Source organism: Rhizobium sp. L43 (assembly GCF_002531725.1).
Lineage (GTDB): Bacteria > Pseudomonadota > Alphaproteobacteria > Rhizobiales > Rhizobiaceae > Rhizobium.
In genome coordinates this window covers 323,845-342,478 of sequence record NZ_NWSQ01000001.1, presented here as the reverse complement: position 1 = coordinate 342,478, position 18,634 = coordinate 323,845, and the positions used below count along the sequence as shown (strand labels likewise).

At 59.3% G+C, this 18,634-nt stretch carries 17 protein-coding genes and 2 pseudogenes; 5 read left to right on the top strand and 14 right to left on the bottom strand.

Annotated features, from left to right (window positions below; translation table 11 throughout):
• Nucleotides 1-26 precede the first annotated feature (26 nt).
• The 5 genes and pseudogenes from CO667_RS01605 to CO667_RS01580 all read right to left on the bottom strand — a co-directional run bounded on the left by CO667_RS01605 (nt 27) and on the right by CO667_RS01580 (nt 4,239).
• Nucleotides 27-503 (bottom strand): GNAT family N-acetyltransferase, encoded by a 477-nt coding sequence (locus CO667_RS01605; RefSeq protein ID WP_097616611.1) that lies wholly within the window; start codon nt 501-503, stop codon nt 27-29.
• On the bottom strand, nt 503-787 hold the full coding sequence (locus CO667_RS01600; protein ID WP_097616609.1) for a DUF1778 domain-containing protein: 285 nt from the start codon (nt 785-787) through the stop codon (nt 503-505). The genes CO667_RS01605 and CO667_RS01600 overlap by 1 nt, the downstream gene beginning before the upstream one ends.
• A gap of 128 nt (nt 788-915) precedes the next feature.
• Nucleotides 916-1,377, bottom strand: a complete 462-nt coding sequence (locus CO667_RS01595) for a GNAT family N-acetyltransferase (protein ID WP_097616606.1) — start codon at nt 1,375-1,377, stop codon at nt 916-918.
• 129 nt (nt 1,378-1,506) lie between these two features.
• Entirely contained in the window at nt 1,507-2,298 is a 792-nt protein-coding gene (locus CO667_RS01590; protein ID WP_245433032.1) for a serine hydrolase, read from the bottom strand.
• Nucleotides 2,299-3,359: 1,061 nt separating this feature from the next.
• Nucleotides 3,360-4,239: pseudogene (locus CO667_RS01580) on the bottom strand (LysR family transcriptional regulator).
• Between the two features lie 125 nt (nt 4,240-4,364).
• On the opposite strand from CO667_RS01580, the gene CO667_RS01575 reads away from it, so the two are divergent.
• A complete protein-coding gene (locus tag CO667_RS01575; protein WP_097616603.1) occupies nt 4,365-4,550 on the top strand; it encodes a 4-oxalocrotonate tautomerase in 186 nt (61 codons plus the stop codon).
• A gap of 215 nt (nt 4,551-4,765) precedes the next feature.
• Here CO667_RS01575 and CO667_RS01570 read toward each other — a convergent pair whose 3' ends face one another.
• From CO667_RS01570 to CO667_RS01550, 5 genes are all read right to left on the bottom strand, one after another.
• The gene (locus tag CO667_RS01570; RefSeq protein WP_097616602.1) at nt 4,766-6,334 is read right to left on the bottom strand and encodes a carboxylesterase family protein; all 1,569 of its coding nucleotides are present in this window, start codon (nt 6,332-6,334) and stop codon (nt 4,766-4,768) included.
• Nucleotides 6,335-6,501: 167 nt separating this feature from the next.
• The gene (gene serA, locus CO667_RS01565) at nt 6,502-7,740 is read right to left on the bottom strand and encodes a phosphoglycerate dehydrogenase (protein WP_097616601.1); all 1,239 of its coding nucleotides are present in this window, start codon (nt 7,738-7,740) and stop codon (nt 6,502-6,504) included.
• A gap of 460 nt (nt 7,741-8,200) precedes the next feature.
• Nucleotides 8,201-8,578 carry a VOC family protein gene (locus CO667_RS01560; RefSeq protein WP_097616600.1) on the bottom strand — a complete coding sequence of 126 codons (378 nt, stop codon included), beginning with the start codon at nt 8,576-8,578 and terminating at the stop codon, nt 8,201-8,203.
• Between the two features lie 40 nt (nt 8,579-8,618).
• Nucleotides 8,619-8,999 carry a GNAT family N-acetyltransferase gene (locus CO667_RS01555; RefSeq protein WP_245433030.1) on the bottom strand — a complete coding sequence of 127 codons (381 nt, stop codon included), beginning with the start codon at nt 8,997-8,999 and terminating at the stop codon, nt 8,619-8,621.
• Between the two features lie 248 nt (nt 9,000-9,247).
• Entirely contained in the window at nt 9,248-10,132 is an 885-nt protein-coding gene (locus CO667_RS01550) for a methyltransferase domain-containing protein (RefSeq protein WP_097616598.1), read from the bottom strand.
• A gap of 172 nt (nt 10,133-10,304) precedes the next feature.
• Between CO667_RS01550 and CO667_RS01545 the strand changes: the two genes are divergently transcribed.
• Both CO667_RS01545 and CO667_RS01540 read left to right on the top strand, forming a co-directional pair.
• On the top strand, nt 10,305-11,279 hold the full coding sequence (locus tag CO667_RS01545; RefSeq protein ID WP_097616597.1) for a DMT family transporter: 975 nt from the start codon (nt 10,305-10,307) through the stop codon (nt 11,277-11,279).
• Nucleotides 11,280-11,355: 76 nt separating this feature from the next.
• Nucleotides 11,356-12,090 carry a phosphotransferase gene (locus CO667_RS01540; RefSeq protein WP_097616895.1) on the top strand — a complete coding sequence of 245 codons (735 nt, stop codon included), beginning with the start codon at nt 11,356-11,358 and terminating at the stop codon, nt 12,088-12,090.
• A 54-nt stretch (nt 12,091-12,144) separates the two neighbouring features.
• Here the strand turns inward: CO667_RS01540 and CO667_RS01535 are convergent, their stop codons facing one another.
• Nucleotides 12,145-12,456 carry a DUF982 domain-containing protein gene (locus tag CO667_RS01535; protein ID WP_029868329.1) on the bottom strand — a complete coding sequence of 104 codons (312 nt, stop codon included), beginning with the start codon at nt 12,454-12,456 and terminating at the stop codon, nt 12,145-12,147.
• Nucleotides 12,457-13,170: 714 nt separating this feature from the next.
• On the opposite strand from CO667_RS01535, the gene CO667_RS01530 reads away from it, so the two are divergent.
• Nucleotides 13,171-13,860, top strand: a complete 690-nt coding sequence (locus tag CO667_RS01530) for an HAD family phosphatase (protein WP_097616596.1) — start codon at nt 13,171-13,173, stop codon at nt 13,858-13,860.
• 99 nt (nt 13,861-13,959) lie between these two features.
• Nucleotides 13,960-14,439, top strand: coding sequence for a GNAT family N-acetyltransferase (locus CO667_RS01525; RefSeq protein WP_097616595.1), 480 nt, complete (start codon nt 13,960-13,962; stop codon nt 14,437-14,439).
• A gap of 176 nt (nt 14,440-14,615) precedes the next feature.
• Here CO667_RS01525 and CO667_RS35715 read toward each other — a convergent pair.
• The 3 genes and pseudogenes from CO667_RS35715 to CO667_RS01505 all read right to left on the bottom strand — a co-directional run.
• A pseudogene (locus tag CO667_RS35715) lies at nt 14,616-14,756 on the bottom strand (O-methyltransferase); the annotation flags it as partial.
• A gap of 459 nt (nt 14,757-15,215) precedes the next feature.
• On the bottom strand, nt 15,216-15,968 hold the full coding sequence (locus CO667_RS01510) for an NYN domain-containing protein (protein WP_097616593.1): 753 nt from the start codon (nt 15,966-15,968) through the stop codon (nt 15,216-15,218).
• A gap of 247 nt (nt 15,969-16,215) precedes the next feature.
• Nucleotides 16,216-18,618 (bottom strand): serine/threonine protein kinase, encoded by a 2,403-nt coding sequence (locus CO667_RS01505; RefSeq protein WP_097616592.1) that lies wholly within the window; start codon nt 18,616-18,618, stop codon nt 16,216-16,218.
• Between the last annotated feature and the right edge of the window lie 16 nt (nt 18,619-18,634).

Genomic DNA, 18,634 nt, shown 5'->3' with positions numbered 1-18,634 from the left:
GCGATTTTTGCGGATCAATCGAGGCCTTAGCGTGCCTTCAACGATAACACCAAGGTCATAGGGTTGGCCGGCGACGCGACGAACCCATAATGCTCATAAAAGGCCTTGGCTTCGTCGGAGATTGCGTGAACCAGAAGGCCGCGAATGCCCATGATATGTGCCGCCTGTCCGGTGCGCAGCACGGCGTCTTGCAACAGCGCGGCTCCAATGCCTTTTCTTTGCCAGTTCCGATCGATAGCCAGACGACCAAGCACTGCCATGGGAACGGGGTCCGGCATATTGCGTCGGACAGCTCCCGGCGCATCCACGACCGCGAGCGCCCCCGATGACAGGCAATAATAACCGATGACACGCACGCCGTCGCAGACCACATAGGTTCGCGATGCGCCGCTGACCTGATTGGCCCGCGCGCGGCGGCGCAGCCATTCATCGAGACTATCGTGTCCGCTGTCGAATAGTTGGAGAGCGTGCGCTTCCCCGAGAAGCGCCGGCGCTGACAACATCACGGCTGCCAGGGTTTGGGAGCATTCATCAGCCGTTCGAAACCTTCGCCGCTTGGCGGCTGGTCGAGGACGGCGAGATAGTGTTCATAGCTGTCCGGATCGACTTGCACCAATGTCTGGTCGAGAAGGGCGTCTTCGGCGGCGCGGCGCGAGGCGTCGATCATGAAATCCGAGCGGGTTTTCCCGTGAGTCTTGGCCGCACGGTCGATCAGGCCGCGAATGTCGTCACGAACCTTCAAATTGACGGCGCGTTTATGGGTGTCGGTCGCGTTTTTGTTGGCCATAGTATTTTCCTTCAAGATCAGCCTACCATAGTCGCATACACAATGTGTATCTGTTTCTTTCGTGCTTCAGACCGAGGACCGCCGCTATGACGGGGACGGCAGCTTCGCGCCATTGGCGATCGTAGATACTACGGCCGCTTTAACGGCGGTCGCATATATCGTTGGCGAACCACCTCACCCTCTCTCCAGACTTCCAAGGGAATGAAGCCGCAGCCCTCATAGAGTCGCTTGGTTGCTTCCGCTCCTGGACTCCCTGCGACGAAGCTATCGACATGAACGGTGGAGTCAGATGGGATGCTGGAAAGGGCAGCCTCGACAAGCATCTTGCCGACGCCAAGCCTTTGAAACTCTGAAGAGACTGCAAGCCAGCGGATCGCGTGTTTCGAGTCGCTGCCACCTATTAGAATTCCTCCTATGAATCCTGTGCTTCCCATGTCTGTTCTTGCGCTGAAGGCCTGCTGCCGGGTGATCTTCCGGATAAGAACAGCATCAAAGCCCGGCATAGGGCCAAACAACGGGACAACGTCCTCAGCCAGCCGCAGCCAGGGTGCTACATCATCATGCTGCGCTAGGCTGATCTGAACCATCATTCCCCGCCTCCGACTTGTGTTTGAACAATCCCTTAACAGCGCAACTCGGCTTCGATGCGGTAGAGTTCGCCGATCCGTTACGCCTTCCCGATAGTCTCAAGGTTCAGGCCGCGGCTTTCACCAGCGGGACTAGACGATATCGCGGTTTGTGCAGGCCGCGAGGGCAAGCCGTAGAATTTCACCCATTCGAACATGGCTTACGCCGGTACCAACCGATGAGGGTGCTGATCTGTGCACTACGACGAGATCAAGCTCAGGTATGACAATGATGTACTGCCCTCCCCACCCGCTGGCGTAGAACATGGGTGCGTGAGTGGCCATGCTGTCACCGGGAGCGTTCGCCGCCGTAGCCCACCACAGGTAACCGTAACCATGCCCTGCTCCGACCTCGGAATGAGGAAGCGTGCTATCGCGAACCCAGCTTTCAGGTACGAGCTGTTTAGTTCCCCAACGCCCCTGACGCAGGTAAAGCAGACCAACCCGCGCAAGATCACGGGCCGACATGCGAATTTTATACACTGGGTGCGACGACTCCGGACCATGCTGAAACCATCCATCACCCGGCTCGCAATCCTGCATGCCAAGTGGAATGACGAGGCGCGACACAAGTCCGTCGAATACGTTTTGACCTGTCGTGCGCTCGACGATCGTGCCGAGGACATTGAAGTCCCAGTTGTTGTAGAACCAATGGGCCCCGGGCGGATAGCTGCCTCGCGGCGGTCGCCCGGCCTCGGTATTGAAGACCGACGGTAGATAGATGCCTGACCGCGCCATCAGGAGGTCCATAACCGTTGCTTGTCGCTCGGCCGGCGTCAGAGGCTCATTGTCATCGATGCCCAGCTCTGCGAGCGTCGCATGCGGGTCGACCCTGCCCTCGGCAATGTAAATTCCGTACAGGATGTTGATCAGGCTCTTTCGCACAGATGCGATGCTCGATTTGAGAGCTATATCACCCCACTGGAAAACCAGGTGCCCTCATTGGACGATCATGAATGCTGTTGAGTGCCCGTTCGCTAGCTCGAGGGCGAGAGCGGCAAGACCTTCCGATGACCAGCCTTGACTTGCCGCTGGCAACTCGTGCCATTCGTTGTCGGGAACAACATGGTTTTTCGCAGCCGATAGGACGTCGTTCGAAGCCATGGCTCCTCCGAAGCACATTAAGCGGGCCTTGGTGGCGTTGAGAGCCGACCGATGCTATCCCTATGCCAGCAAGGAATTTCTCGTCGACAACGATGGTCCCGATGCTTTCATATCTGATTCTCTTTCTCGTTATGATAGTCGGCGGCCTCGTCGGTTATGTTGGCCCCAAAAGATATTTGGAGCCAGGAAACTTGAGTCGTCAGGCTGAAAAAGCGCAAAAAACGGCTTTCCAGGTTATATCCAAGAAAACAGCAAGACGACGGGCGCTTATCGTTTGGGCTCTCCTGATCGCCTTGATCGCGGACATATCGCTGTTAGGGTGGTTACTCTGGGCAGCGCCATAATTTTGTTTCGGTATAAGCCGGACGCGCAGAGGGCTGACATTGCCAGCCACAGCTTTGATCGATGAGATGAGCAGTGCCTTTCAGCGTTATCGTCTCTGTCGGCTGGGGCCTGGATTTGAGTCATCGTCACATGTTGGAGGCCGCTCTGGTTTGATGACGCGCCCCACCGAGATGCACACTGAACACCTGTTATGGGTAGTCGCGATCACTCCCGAGATGGCTCGAACGCCTTTTCCGCGTTATCCCCACTATCCGTTGAGCGAATACTTTCAGGTTGTGGTTCTTGCAAAATCCGGCCGTTCTTCATTCGCGACATGCATATCAGGCAAGAAACGGCCAACGTCATCATCAGTCACGACGAACCAGTGCCTCAACGACCTGTTCGTACTGCGTGCGTTCGAACTCAAACGGGCCAAAGCTCTCATAATTCTTAAGGCCGCAGCCGGGGACAGAGCTCAAGGCTGAACCGTAAGCGATATCGGCCTCGACCGAGCGTTGTCAGCCAAACCGTTCCACCAGGAAATCGATCACCGTGCGTAACATCGCTGTCGGTCGCCGGTTGGGGGCGTAGATGAGGGACATCGGTACAGGCTTGTAGGACCATTCCGGCAGCACCTGCTCAAGCCGGCCTTCGGCGATATCGGCGGCGAGCAGCAGTTCCGGCTGAAGCACGATTCCGGCGCCGCTGAGTGCTGCCATGCGCAGCGCCGCTCCCTGGTTGGTCGAGAATTTTCCGGAAATCAACACATCGCGCAGTTCGCCGCCCGGCCCGACCAGGTGCCAGCGATCCTGCATGCGCCAATAGGAGTGGCCGAGGCAGAGATGGTTCGTCAGAGCTTCCGGCGAGGCCGGCCGGCCATGGCGGGCAAGATAGTCCGGCGCGGCGGCGAGAATCCGCCGGTAGGGCGTGAGCGGGCGGGCGACCAGGCTGCTGTCGGCGAGCGGTCCGATGTGGATACCGAGCTCGAAACCCTCGCCGACGAGGTCATGGACATTGTTGTCGAGCGACAGCTCGATGCTGACGTCGGGATAGGCGTTCTGGTATTCGATCAGCGCCGGCACCAGGACTTGCGTCCCGAAGCTGACGGGTGCCACCAGCCGAAGCCGGCCGCGCGGCGCCGACCTCGCTTGCCGAAGCCTCGGCCAGCGCCACTTCGGACAGCGCGCGTTTGCACCGCTCGTAATAGAGCTGGCCGACCTCTGTCAGCTGATGGCGGCGCGTCGTGCGATGGATCAGCTTCGCCCCGAGCCGGGTCTCGATGGTCTTGATGTGCTTGGCAACCATGGCCGGCGACACCTGTGCGATCTCCGCGGCCGCCGCGAAACTGCCATTGTCGATGACCCTGACGAACATCGCCATGCCGGCCAGCTTGTCCATGATTGCCTACCTGTCGGTTTCGAATGACGATACCTCAAGCTTATTTATCAACCGGAGCATTTACAACATAGTCGTCATGCCCGCGCCAAGGCGACGGCATTACCAACCATGACCCAGGAGAAACCATGCCCATTCTTCACCTGCAGATGCATCCCGGCCGCACCGACGATCAGAAACGCGCCTTCGCGCGCGAAGCGACCAAGGCCGCCGTCGAAACCCTGGCGTGCCCGCCGGAATCGCTGGAAATTCTGATCACGGAGATTGCCAAGGATTCCTGGGCGGTTGGCGGCAGGCTCAAATCCGAGGCCTGAGGGACGATCCGCAGTGTCGAGGGCTCGAGCTGCGGGACGCCACCGCGATGGTATTGGGCAGGGAGCCGGCACTCGGCTCCCGTGCTGAGGGGGCGACTGGTTGATTTTACTGGCCGCCCCAAGGCGGATGACAATGACAAGCGTGTTTCCGTTCTATGCGCCACAGCGGTTCCCCCATGGGAGAGGCAACACACCGAGCGACCGGCGCCCCCCCGTCACTTCTTTTCCGCCCAATAGCTTTGCCAGAGGTCGAGCCTGGGCTTTAGCGTATCGGCTCCGACCGTCACGCCGTGATTGGTGAAGTCGGTGACCCTGTGGACGGATGGGTCGTGGTGAGGCCATTTTGGCCGTGAGCCTCCATTGGGGTCACCGCTCGTTGCAAATTCGACCCAGTAAGCACTCGCCAATGTGGCCATGGCCCAGTCGGCAGGTGTCACCTTGTCTTTCACCAGTGCGTTTGGAATGTTGAACGTATACGGAATTTCGAAGCCGTGCAGGGTGCCTTTCCATGTCGGATCGTTGCGGAGAGCCTCGGCGACATAGGAGAAACGATACCACCACGTCGGCTGACCAGCGCGGATCATCTCGTCAGCGAGGTGGCGAGATGGTTCAACAACCGTTTTGTCGGCCAGAACCTGCTGCCTCAACTCATCGAGCGTCTGTTGGCCTGTGGGATCGTAGAGCGTCCGGGCTTCGGCTGCATGGTTCCCGAAGAGCGCAAAGAGATCGTCTTTCGTCGCTGCCTGACCGATGCCGAGATCACGATTATTTGCCCCGACGATGACGGGAACCGGCGCTTGACGGCCTGCCGCAAAAGCCGCTTCCGGCGTTTCGAGCAAAAACCGCCCGTCAATAATCGGGCCGGAGATGCCGATGACGGGCTCGCCTGCCGACATTCCTGCCAGCACCTCTTGTGCCGATGCACCTTCGGTCAGCTTTTTCGCAGGCAACGCCCGAAGGGCGGCGAGAGCGTCGGCATCGCTCCCATTGATTCCCAGAGAAGCCGCATAGTCCAACGCGGTTTTCTCTGCCGCTTTTAAAGGTGACAAAGGCGTGCTCTGCGCACGCGCGGTAGGCATACCTGGTGACTGGAGAATGGCGCCGCGGAACAGCCCCCGTGACAACGGCGATACCATGTGCGCCATCACCGAGCCGCCACCGGCCGACTCTCCGAATATCGTCACTTTCTTCGGATCGCCGCCGAAGGCTTCGATATTTTGCTGGACCCATTTCAAGGCTGCCAGCTGGTCCATGTAACCATAGTTGCCGACGGGCTCGTCAGGGGATTCCCTTATCAGCGCAGGATGGGCAAAGTAACCGAGCCGTCCCATGCGGTAGTTCATGCTGACGAACACAACTCTGCGGGCGGCCAGCTGGCCACCGGGATATTGAGGGGTGTTTCCATGGACAAGGGCGCCGCCGTAAATCCAAACCATTACCGGGAGGGGCGTTTTGGAGCGCTTGGCGGGTGTCCAGACATTGACGGTCAAACAATCCTCTGACTTCGGCAGATCATCGGTCTGCATGCAGGACGGACCGAAATTGCTTGCATCCCTGGTGCCAATCCATGGCTTCATTGGCCTCGGATTGCGCCATCTCAGATCACCAACCGGAGGTGCGGCGTAAGGTATGCCTTTGAAGCCGACGACCGTGCCTGATCTCTCACCCTGCAGCATTCCGCTGTCGATTTTAACGGTGTCGTCTGCCGCACCCAATCGTGGCGCGAACGTCATCGATGCGACCGCCAAGAAGAGCAGAAACTTGTGACTGCGGTTCACAAACACTTCACTCTCCACCGCCAAAGTTGAAACGGTTTCAGAGCAAAATACTCCCATATAGCGGCAACGAGAAGAGTCCGTCCGACGTCGACCAAAGTCCGCTATTGGCGCATCCCGGACATTGCGTGTTTCATTCTGCCGGTCTCAATGGCGATACACCGTTGCTTGATGCGTCAGTAGAGCAATCGCGTTCTGATCGTTCCCGGTATATCGCGTAGCGCCCCTAGAATGTTGTCAGCTGTCTGGGACGCGTCCTCGACCTCGATAACCACATAACCCGTATCGCCATGGGTCTGTAGGAATTCGGCGACGATATTCAGCCCACGCGACGAGAAGACCTCGTTCAATTGGATGAGCATGCCGGGGCGGTTTTGGTGAACATGGATGAAGCGTGTACCGGTCGGGCGTTCAGGCAGCTGGACCTGCGGAAAGTTGACGGCGCCCATTGTTGAGCCGATGTCGGAATATTCGACCAGCTTTCTCGAGACTTCTCCGCCGATGCGCTCCTGGGCCTCTTCTGTCGAGCCTCCGATGTGCGGCGTCAGAATGACATTGCTCAAGCCCTGCAGCGGTGTTTCGAAACGCTCTTTGTTCGATGCCGGCTCCCTGGGAAACACATCGACCGCAGCACCTGCCAGATGGCCCTCTTTCAAGACTTTCGCAAGCGCGTCGAGATCGACCACCGTGCCGCGGGAATTGTTGATGAAGATCGCGCCTTTCTTCATACGGCGCAGTTCGGTTTCGGTGATCATATTGTGCGTCGATGGCGTTTCCGGAACGTGCATCGTCACATAATCCGAGATTTCCAGAAGCTCGCCGAGCGAAGCCATCGATTCCGAATTGCCGCGGCGCAGCCTATCGGAGAGATCGAAATAGCGCACCACCATGCCCATGCTTTCCGCAAGAGCACTCAGTTGCGAGCCGATATTGCCGTAGCCGACGATGCCGAGGGTTTTTCCGCGGACTTCCCGGCTGCCGACAGCGGATTTCTCCCATCCGCCCTGGTGCGCCGACGCCGAGCGTGGGAAGATTTGCCGCGTCAGCATGATGATCTCGCCGATCACAAGTTCGGCCACCGAGCGGGTGTTCGAATAAGGCGCGTTAAACACCGGTATCCCGCGGCGGCGTGCCGCTTCCAGATCGACCTGGTTCGTGCCCACGGAAAAACAGCCGACCGCAATCAGCTTCTTGGCAGATTCGAAAGTTTCTTCTGTCAGTTGCGTTCGGGAACGAATGCCGATGATATGCGCATCAGCGATATGGCTTTTGAGATCCCTGTCATCAAGCGCTTTAGGCAGATGCACGAGATTGGTGTATCCGCAAGACGAAAAATAGTCCACGGCGCTCTGGCTGATGCCTTCAAGCAGAAGCACGGAAATTCGGTCACGCGGGAGGGAAAGCTGAGGAGGCATAGATAGACTTTCGTTTTCCTAGTTTTCAGAAGAAGATGTGGTCTGTAGGCCATCCTGGCGCAATGATACGGCTTTGCGACTATCCGACAAACAGTGCAAGCACAAATCCCAATATTCTCTGCTGCTGCTGGATGTGTCTCGGCGGTCGATCCCCAATTGCGCAAGTCGATACCATGACGTCGCGAGCTGCGTGCTCGCGCTTGAAAGGTGTTGCGGCCGAAGCTGATGCTTGGTCTCCCGCTCACTTCATAAGAGCGGAATGACAGCAACTGGCGCGAAGCGGTCGAGGCCGCTGTCGAAACCCTGGCGTTCCCGCCGGAATCGCTGGAAATCCTGATCACGGAGATCGCCAAGGTATTGGGGGGAGCCGGCACTCGGCTCCCGTGCTGGCGGACGGCGACGGACTGACTTCACTGGCTGCCGTCGCCCCCGCGAGGTTGCAACCGCGCCCGGACTGGCATCAGCTCGTATGACGGCTGGTCACTCTGACATAATAGCCGTCGGGATCGATAAGGCGAAAGTCACGCAGCCCCCAGGGTTGTCGAGCAAGATCGGAGACCGGCCAGCCGCTCTCCTTTGCCGCGCGATAGGCATCCTCAACATCAGGGACCTTCAACACGATCTCGACGCCGAGGCCAACCCTTTCGCCGGTTTCGATCCGCAACGGATGATCGGTCGAAAGGACGCTTCGCGAATTGATCGCGATCACGGTGTCACCGTTTTTCAACATCGTGTATGCCGCGCTCGCCGCGCCCTGGACTTCAAAGCCCAGGACCCGCTGATAGAAATCGAGCGATTTCTCAGGCGTTTCGACGAATAGTTCCAAACTCAGTTGCACCTGGGGCTTGCCTTTCTTTTCTGCCGGAATCGCGCAAGCTTCAGAGCGATCGTTCGAAAAGAAGCTCGTTGTCCTTTTCGCCGACATGTTCCCAACCAGCCGCTCGATAGAATTTCTCGGCTCGGGTGTTTGGATCGGTGGTGAGCCAGGCGCGTCCGATGCCCGCGACCTTGAGGCAGGCACAGGCTTCGGCCAGCAGAATGGAGCCGATCCCATTTCGTTCAAATCCGGGAGCCACGAAAAGCGCCCAAATGTTTCCGTTGCGTGGGTCGGCCGCAGAAAAGCCGACGACGTCGCCGTTCTCTTCCCAAACGGCCACTCCCGGGTTGGCAACATACCAATCGTAATCATCATCGGTAACCTTTGTGGGGTCGCTCAACATGTTTTCGACAACTGACGAACGGACAGCTTTCAGCGCCAAGAGGTCACTCGGAACCGCTTTTCGGAGCATGCAATGATCTCTCGATATCTTGCGAAGGCTTGCACAATGCCTCTTTGTGACCATCGGTTCAATGGCTGCTCTCGGCCCAAAGTGGTCATAGGTCGTCGCAAAAATCGGTCGTGAAACTTTGCGAGTGAGCTTCGCGACGAATTCTACTCGTGTTTCCAGAAGAACCGAAACCTCGCAAATGTTAGGAATTGCGCGACGGTATGATGCCGAACGGTTGCTTAAGCATAGGCCAAGCACCAGCCGGGAGCGCGAACCCAACATAGCTCGGCCGGCACCTCATCCGTACGATACAGCCGCGTCACCCTCTTGTGCTCTCCGCTCTCGAATGCCGCCGCGAGCGCTTTTTCCGATTCCTCATCGCGCATTCCTTCACAGGGGAAGATGGCCACCGGCGAAATCCATTGCGCGTGAAATTCCTCACCCCTACGCGTCACTAGGAACACCGCCCCACGAAGATGCATGTTGCTCCAATTGCTGCGGGTAAATCCAAGATCGGTGGTAAGCGGTAGGATCAGCCTTCCACCATTATTGAGCCGATCCAGCCAGATACCCGCTGGTCGGGTTGCGCCAGCGTTCACATAGATCACATCGGCTGAATCGAAAGCCACGGAGCTGCCATCTCCCTGAACCACGGAAACGTTCGGATAGGGAGCGAGATTTGCTTTCGCGCGTGCGGCAAGCTCCGGCTCGAACTCGATCGCCGTCACCTTGCCGGATGCGGCAACGAGGTTCGCCATGATCGCAGAATAGTACCCGGAACCAGCACCAACATGCACGATATGATCGCCTGCTCGCGGCGCAGCTTGCGAAAGCAGGAAGGCATGAAGTGACGGCTGCCCGTTGTTGATGTGGCGCTCGGGGACGATGCCAACAATGTCATCCGTATAAAGGTAGACCGGATCGGCGGTCGGGGTTGGAACATAGGCTTTTCGCATTCGGAAGATCGGCCACGGACCGGGACCAAGGAAATCTTCTCGCGGTACTTCGGCAAAAGCCGTTTCAACACCCTCATCGACAATCCTCACAGCCGCCGTGATCTGCTTCGCATACGCTCGACGCACGATCTTCAATTCGTCCGGTGTCATCGGCAGAACCAACTCCATAGATTCCTGTCGCGAAAGTCCCGATTAAAGCGACACTCGTTTTTCCGATTTCTACGATGCCGCAGAATAAGCAGTTTTGCGACGCCAGCAATGACCGCTCATGGCGCTTCGCAACCGGGGATACCGCCGCCTTCATCTGTGCAGTGCACGGGAATTGTGGCATAACTGGGCGATGGCGATACATGTCTTGGCGGTCCATCGCGACACGGTCGGGACGGAACAGGCGGCGGGCGGTTCGCTTGCAGTTGCCTATTCCGTGGGGGTTTTCTGCTGGCTGCTGTCGGCCGGGGTCTATATCGCCGCGAAATGGGTTTCTTCGGAGATGCCGCCCTGGGCGCTTTGCTTCTGGCGCGTGCTGATCGCCTGGGCGATCCTGATGCCGATCGTGTACCGGCATTTCGGCGCCATGGTCGCGCTCGTGCGGGCGCGCGGCCTCGAGCTGCTCGCCATCGGCGGTGTGGGGCTTGGCGTCTGCCAGGGCCTGATTTTTGTCGGCCTCGAACATGCCGATGCCACGACCGCCGGCATCATCATCGCCCTGATCCCGATCATCACCATGATCCTTGCCCGCTTCATTCTGGCTGAGCCGATGGGACGCTGGCAGGTGATCGGATCGATCCTCGCCTTTCTCGGCATCGTGGTCATTATCGTCAAGGGCAGCCCGGCTGCGCTCTTGCATCTCGACCTCAATCCCGGAGAGTTGTGGATCGTCGCCGGCGCGTTCTGTTTCAGCCTCTATACCGTCCTGCTCCGCCGGGCGAAATTCGATCTCAATCGCCTTGCGCTGCTGGTACTCCTCCTCGGTGCGGCGGTGCTGACGGCGCTGCCCTTCTACCTCTTTGAGCTTGTCTCCGACGAGCGCTCGACGCTGAATGCCAGCGGCCTTATCGCGCTCGGCTATGTCGCGATCCCGGGCGGCGCGGTGATGTATTATCTCTTCAATCGCAGCATCGAGGCCCTGGGGGCGGCGCGGGCGGGCGTGCTGCTTTACATCCAGACGATCTTTATCGCCGTGCTCGCCTATCTGTTTCTCGGCGAACAGTTGCAACGCTATCATCTCGAAGGCGCGGCACTCATCGTCGCCGGCTTGCTGCTCATCATCCTGCTGAAGCCAGCGACCAGAGCGGAGGCGACCAAAGCCTCGTAACCCAGCTGATCCACGTTGTCCCGATCCCGTGCTTGGTTTACCCAAGTCTCAATCGGGTTGATCAAGGATGCTGCGCGTGGGATGGGAAGCACTGGAGCTGTGGGGCAAGGACGCGGTTCGCATCGAACGGCTCGCCGGCGGGGTCGCCAATGACGTCTGGAGCGTGCACATCCACGGGCAACTTGCAGTCGGTCGTCTGGGTACCAGGAGCAACGCTGATCTGGCCTGGGAGGTTGAACTCCTCCGGCACCTCGACCGTGCAGGTCTGAGCGTGCCGGTGCCGATCCCGGCCGACGACGGCCGGCTCTTCGCGGATGGCCTGATGGTTATGAAATACATGCATGGCGGACCACCCGAGACCGAGGGTGACTGGCGTCGCGTCGCCGAGACCCTCCGCGAACTGCATCGTTTGACGCAAGGCTGGCCGCAGCGCCCGGGGTGGCGATCCTCGACGGACCTCCTGCATGCCGAGACGGGGACGAGGATCGACCTTGCGGCGATGCCGCCGGATGACGTCGCTCGATGCCGCGCGGCGTGGGCGCGGCTTGTCGGACGTGAGACAAGCGTCGTCCACGGCAATCCCAACAACCCTGCCAATATCCGCATGACCGCGGACCGCGTCGCCCTGATCGACTGGGACGAGTCGCATATCGACGTTCCCGACCTCGACCTCGTCTTGCCGCATAATGCTGCCGATCTGGAAGCCGGGGCCTATGACATCGCCGCGCAAGCATCGGCCGCATGGGAAGCCGCCGTCTGTTGGGATGACGAATACGCGAAACAGCGACTTGCCGAAGTTCGAGCGGTCTAAAGCGCGTCGGCGCAAACCTGACGTCGATAGGCAGGTCGCCGCTGGAGGTACGGCCTAGGTTAGCATCATCGGAGGAAGGTCCGGCCGCCGCTCTCCCAGTCCCCGCGGGACGAGCGATAGAGCCGCGATCCCCGCCTCATCGGCCGCACGCAGAAGCGCTTCCCGGAATTGTTCCGGGGCAATCTTCCCGCTCAATGCGTCGACGCAGGCTTTCACGGCAGCCACATATTCCTCGCCGTCATCGCAAGGCCAGTCGTTGATCAGGAGACGCGCCGCGTCGCCCAGCGTCCATACGATCTTGCGAGATGCCGGTCCTCGCAAAGCGAATCCGACCGGCGTAAATGCTGATGATGTATTCCAGCACATTGTCCTCGACCCCTCAAGGCACGGGTACTACAGTCCCCGCGATCAATATACGCGCGTATTTTGAAATTTGGAATTGAAAACTATCGAGAGGCACCGCTTGAACGCGAGGCTGTGGAATCAAGAAGAAAGGGCGCCTGCGACGCTATGTCGGAGCGCCCTGCGTTGCGTCGAGAGGCGTTGCACTGATAGACGCATTATAGGGTTCGCAACAGATTATCCTGCCCCGTGTCATCGGCACACCGCTCCCCTTTTTGGTCTCCACTCTTCAGATCGCTCACCGTAATGGGGGGCCAAAGCGACCCTGCACATCGAGCGGTGAGTTATTTTGTGATTTTAACGACTTTGGTGACGAAACTAAAAACAGCCTTCCTGTAAGCTTGCGGCTTTGGAGCTGTGCGATTGATCACAACACGTCACTTCACCTTCGCGGCAATTCTGCTCGGCCTCTTTGGATGCTTGGCCGGGGCTTATTCGCTAAGCAATCTGTCGCTCGAAGGGATGGATCGGAGCCGCTTCACCTATGAGTTTAGGAGGTGCTACTATCCAAACTGCGACCGCATGATCGTGCATGACAGATGGCTTGACGAAGCTCTGGCAAAAGCACAGCGACGCAGCCCTTGATGATAGGGCGGGGACAATCCGCTTTGTGTTTTCGTGGTGCAGTCACGGCAAGACAGGATACACTCAAGCGATCCCCATTGTCGAAAGCCATCAATGCAGCGCCTGCCCCGTGCCCCCAAAGCCGTTCTGTTCGACATGGACGGTTTGATGTTCGACACCGAAGCTCTGTATCGAGATGCGACGATCACGGCTGCACGCAATGCCGGCTTCGAATTGCCTCTGCCGGCCTATCTTGAAACCATTGGTTTGCCGGCTTCCAGTGTCCGCAAACTCTTGTTGGCCCGGTTCGGCAGGGAGGCCCTTCTGGAGGATCTCTGGGAGCAGGCTTCGCAACTCTTCGCGCAGATGGTGCAAACGGATTTGCGAGTGAAAGCCGGCTTGCCGGGAATTCTATCCTTCCTCGAAGCGGCGCGGATCCCTTCGGCCATCGTCACCTCATCGGATCGGACTGCCGTCGAGGCGCATCTTTCGGCAACCGGGCTGCAAGGCCGGTTCCAAACCATTGTTGCCTATGGCGATTACAGCGTGGGAAAACCGCATCCCGCGCCATACCTGCTGGCCGCCGAGCGGCTCAGCCTGCCCATATCGGAATGCGTCGCCCTGGAAGACTCCCGAAATGGGGTTCTCTCCGCATCAGGCGCCGGCGCGATGACCATCATGGTGCCGGATCTGGTTCAGCCGGCTCCGGATATTCCCGGCCGCTGCGCTTGCATCTTGGCGGATCTTCACGCCGTTCGGGACTTGATCGCCATCTCGATGGTGGGAGCCGCCGTGGAGCCGTGAGGGAACAAAACTGCAGGCCTAGAGATGCACTCTGCCCTTCATGCAGTTGACAGGCCGGGACGGTTCTTTCATCTGGAGCGCAGATCAGGAGCCTCTCACATGACCCTTACCATACGCCCCGCGACGCCTTTAGACGCGGCAACGATCCTGCGATTTGTCCGCGAATTGGCCGACTATGAAAAGGCGATCCACGAGGTCGAGGCGACCGAGGAGAGCACGCGTGCGGCGATCTTCGGCGACGGTTCGGTCACGCATGCGCTGATCTGCGAACGCGAAGGCCAAGCGATCGGCATGGCGGTCTATTTCTTCAGCTATTCGACTTGGCAGGCGAAGAACGGCGTTTATCTGGAAGATCTCTACGTAACACCGGAGGCGCGCGGCTCGGGGGCCGGCAAGGCGCTGCTGCGGCGCCTGGCACAGATCGCGCTGGAGAAGGGCTGCGGCCGCTTTGAATGGAGTGTGCTCGACTGGAACGAACCTTCGATCCGCGTCTATGAGGCGATCGGCGCGGAGCCGCAGAAGGAATGGATCCGCTATCGGATGGCCGGAGAGACGCTGGCGGCGTTTGCCCGCGGCTAGAATCTTGGCCGCTGCGCTTGCGCATTGGCGGACCTGCACGCCGTTCGGGATTTGGTCGCCATCAGCCTGACTGATCGCGACGCGGCCCGAACGGGACAATGCCCATCGATCGACATTGCACCATCGCCGTAAGGCCGGCGGATCATCCCGCGCATCCGGCGCGCCAGACCAGCGTGTCAGGCGGCGCGCATGGAAAGGTCGATATCCCCGGCGAAGGGCGTCGAGATATAGCCGTTCACCGAAGATCTCACGTATTCGAGATAATCGGGGCAATCGTCGGCGTTGTCGGCGATGACGAGCGCACCTCGGCGGAGGCGCGGTTACCTTCAAACAAATCCGCATGGCCGCTACTAATGCTGCCCATTGTCTATCCCTTCATCCCTGATTTCGCGCCAAATAAAAAATGTCAACAATGGGTTCTTGAGCACGAATTCTCTATTGGCTTTATCCTTTCGAAATTCCGGCCACGACCGCGAAAATAAATAACTCACGAGGCCCGGCAGGAATAGTATTGCAAGAAGCGTCCAAAGAATATCGTATGCATATAGGACGAACCCACGCATATACTCCACGCCTCCACTGAAAATTCCTAGGACAACCACGCCAAGAAAGCAGAGGGTGAAGCTTGCTAGACAGATAATACTTACGCGCTTTGTCACCCTTCCCTCCTAAGAAGCCCGTGCTCAAGCATGCGGGCTGCCTGCGAGTTCATGGCCGATCAATGTCAAAGAGACTGCGCCCACTATCACTGAGATTTGCCCCGCGAAACACAATCGTCAGGTTGCCGGTTTCACGCTGTTTTTCGTTGGTTGGGGTTTCAGGCGGATACGAACCGGACGGCCTTCGGCATGATCTACCTCGAAGGAGTTCGTCTTCTTTACCAGATCGCTCAACTTCTTGAATCCGAAAGTCCGCGGGTCGAAGTCAGATGCCAGATTGGCAAGTTGCTTTCCAACTACACCAAGCGGGATCCATCCATCCTCGGTCTCCATCTGCGCGATCACCCTTTTGATAATCGGTGTTGCGGCGCTGGGTGGTCGTAGCGAAGACGCAGCCTGTACGGCGTCCGCTCCGTTCGATATGACCGAAGGAGCCAGATTTTCCGTGTAGATAAACCGCCGGCATGCTTGGCGGAAGCTCTCCGGCGTCTTCTGTTCCCCGAATCCGAAGACATCGATCCCTTGTTCGCGAATGCGTGAGGCGAGGCGAGTGAAATCGCTATCGGACGACACCAAGCAGAAACCGTCGAAGCGGCCACTATGCAGTAAGTCCATCGCATCGATGACAAGCGTGATGTCGGACGCGTTCTTACCTGTGGTGTAGGCAAACTGTTGTTGAGGAATTATCGCGTGTTTTGCAAGGACGTCGATCCATGCCTTCGAGCGAGCACTAGCGAAGTCGCCATAGATCCGCCGAACGCTCGCTTCACCAATCTTGGCTATTTCCTCGAATAGACCGTCAACGATCTTCGCGGAGGCGTTGTCAGCATCGATAAGAACCGCAAGACGTGGTGAGCGTAGTTCAGGCATGTCGAAGCTCCGTGGCGATTGATAGACCCCAAACTTAAGCTGGCTGATTCAGTAGTTCCCTCAACCAAATGTTTGCATCACGTATGGTCTGTAGCAAATGGAAGCAGCTAAAAGGGCCAATGAACGGCGTGCCGTGTGGCCCCCTCATCCGACCCTTCGGGCCACCTTCTCCCCGAGGGGAGAAGAGGGAGGCCGCCTTTGGCGCATAGTCAGCGGCACCCAGTTCGATCTCCACCCTTCCGCTTCCTCACCGCAACTCCGCCGTAACCCGAAAAATCCCACCCGCCGATGCATCCGAGCAGACGACGAAGGTCGAGCCTTCCTGGGCCATGAAGGCGACGTTGCCGCCGGCTTCGCAGGGGGTGGCGCTCCATTGCAGGATGATGTCGCCGTTGTCGGGCAGTTTTTCGGTGGGGATTTTTGTCGCGCTGGCCATCCATTCGGTTGCCGACGGCAGGTGGACGGGGGCGTTCAGCTGTTTCGACAGCCAGGCGGTATAGTTCTGGGCGACGGCGAGCGGCACGTCGTCGGCCGGCTGCTGCGGGTTGTCGGCATAGGCCTCAGCCGCGGCGGGATCGGAATTGGCGGTGTAATATTCCGCCATCTCGGCGCGGGTGACGGCCTTGGTCTGCATGCAGAAGGACTTGTCGATCTTCACCGCGCCATTGGCGACGCCGAGCATGCCGCCGAGCTCCTTCATCGAGGACGTCATCAGCCGGACATTCTCCAGCGAATAACTTCCGGCCGGGACGGTCTCGAAGGCAAGGGTCTGCGACACCGGGCAGAAGCCGCGCGCCGACAGCGCTTCGAGATCGGCCAGGATCGGCTGGTAGGCTGCGAGCGCCAGCTTGTAGGCTTGCGCCGTGTAGCGGCCGTCGGCCTCGCCGATCTTCGGGGCGAGTGCTGCCAGCGTCGGCTCGGCGGCACCGGCGCGGGTGGCGATCGAGGCGTTGAGATCGGTGACCTTCTGTTTCAGCGCCGTCGCCTCGTCCTTTGCCGCCATGACATCGGCGATGACGGCGTCGAACAGTTTGGCGGCGTCGCCATAGGCTGAGGTCGCGGCCGGCATCTGCCATTGCTCCGCCTTGGTCTTGGCATCCGCCATCAGCCCGCTCGCCTTGGCGACGTCGGGGCTATCGCCGGTGCTGATGCGGTTGACGGTTTCGCGTTTGGCTGCCGCGTCCTTTTCGGCGGCCGCCAGTGCGGTCAGCGCCTTGGCGAGATCGTCAAACGTCGTTTTCGCCTCGTCATAGGCGCCGACGGCGGCGTGCATCTGCTTTGCCGTGGCCGCCTCGGCGGCAGTCTTCATCTTGGCGTCGGCCTCGGCAAAGGCAGGCGCCTTGTCGCCGCCGGCGGCAGAGGCGGCGGCCTTCGCCTTTTCGGCATTCTCCTTCGAAATGGCGATCAGCGCGTTGCCGAGATTGATGGCGGCGGTCTGATAGCCCGGAAGGGCCTTTTCGTAGTCTTCGTCTTTCAGCAGGGCATCGGCCGAGGTCAGCGCCGCAGCACCCGTGTCATAGGCGAGTTTCGCCTGGTCACCGGAAGGGCGCTCCGGCGCCTTGGCGGCGATCGCCTTCTGTTTGCGGCTTTCGGCCTCCTTCTTCCAGGTGCCGACATCGGCGACGAGTTTCGGATCCGGGGCGAGCAGTTTCGGGATGGTGACGACGCCGACGCCGATGCAGATCAGGAGCAGCGCCCCGATCATCGAGAGCTTGGCCAGCGTCCACTTTTTCGGCTTCGGCGGTTCCGGCTGCTGCATGCCGCCGCGCGGATCCCACGACATCGGCTGGATGCCCGTGGTCACACGGGCGAATTCGCCGAGCGCATCGGCGCCCGTGCGCGGTCGCCCGGCCGGGTCGCGGCTCAGCATTCTTTCCACCAGACTGGCAAGACCCTCGGGAAAACCGGGGATCAGCACGTCCAGGCGGGGAAAGATGTTGGAAGGGTCGAGATGGATGTTCTTCCAGCTCTGCTCGCGCTGGTGCTCGTCTTCCCAGACCATGACGCTGTCGAAGACGCTGGCATAGGTCTGCCGCGGCAGGAAGAGTTTGTAGGCGATCATGCCCATGGCGTAGATGTCGAGCGCCGGCGAAGCGGAAAAGGTGCCGCTGGCATAGATCTCCGGCGCCCCGAATTCCGGCACATAGGGCGGGATGATGTGTTCGCCGATCTTCGAGATCAGGTGCAGGTTGCCGATCCGCACCGACAGGCCGGAATAATCCTCGGAGACGTAGATGCACTGGTCGGTCAGGGCATTGTGGGCGTAACCGGCGCCGTGCAGCGTCGCCAGGCCTTCGAGGATGTGGCGGCCGATCTCGACGGCGCGCTCGTAGGCCACCATCTCCGTTTCGTCGAGATACTGGTGCAGCGTTTTCGATGGCCGCTTCTCGACGATATAGAAATTGTCATCATCAGGCGACGGCGGAATGAGGTCCTCGATTTCGACGAAGCGCCGCGCCGTCAGCGATTTGGCCTCGTTGATCGAGGTCCAGACCCGCTCGAAGCGCGCCTTGTCCAGCTTCAGCGCCACATCCGGCGTGACGATGGAGACCGCATGGTCCATCCGCTTGTCCTGAGCGGGATAGACGATGAATTCGTTTTCATAGATCGGCTCGCCGATCGTGTAGCGGGCGATCAGATCGCTTCTCATGCACGTGTCCCCCTGC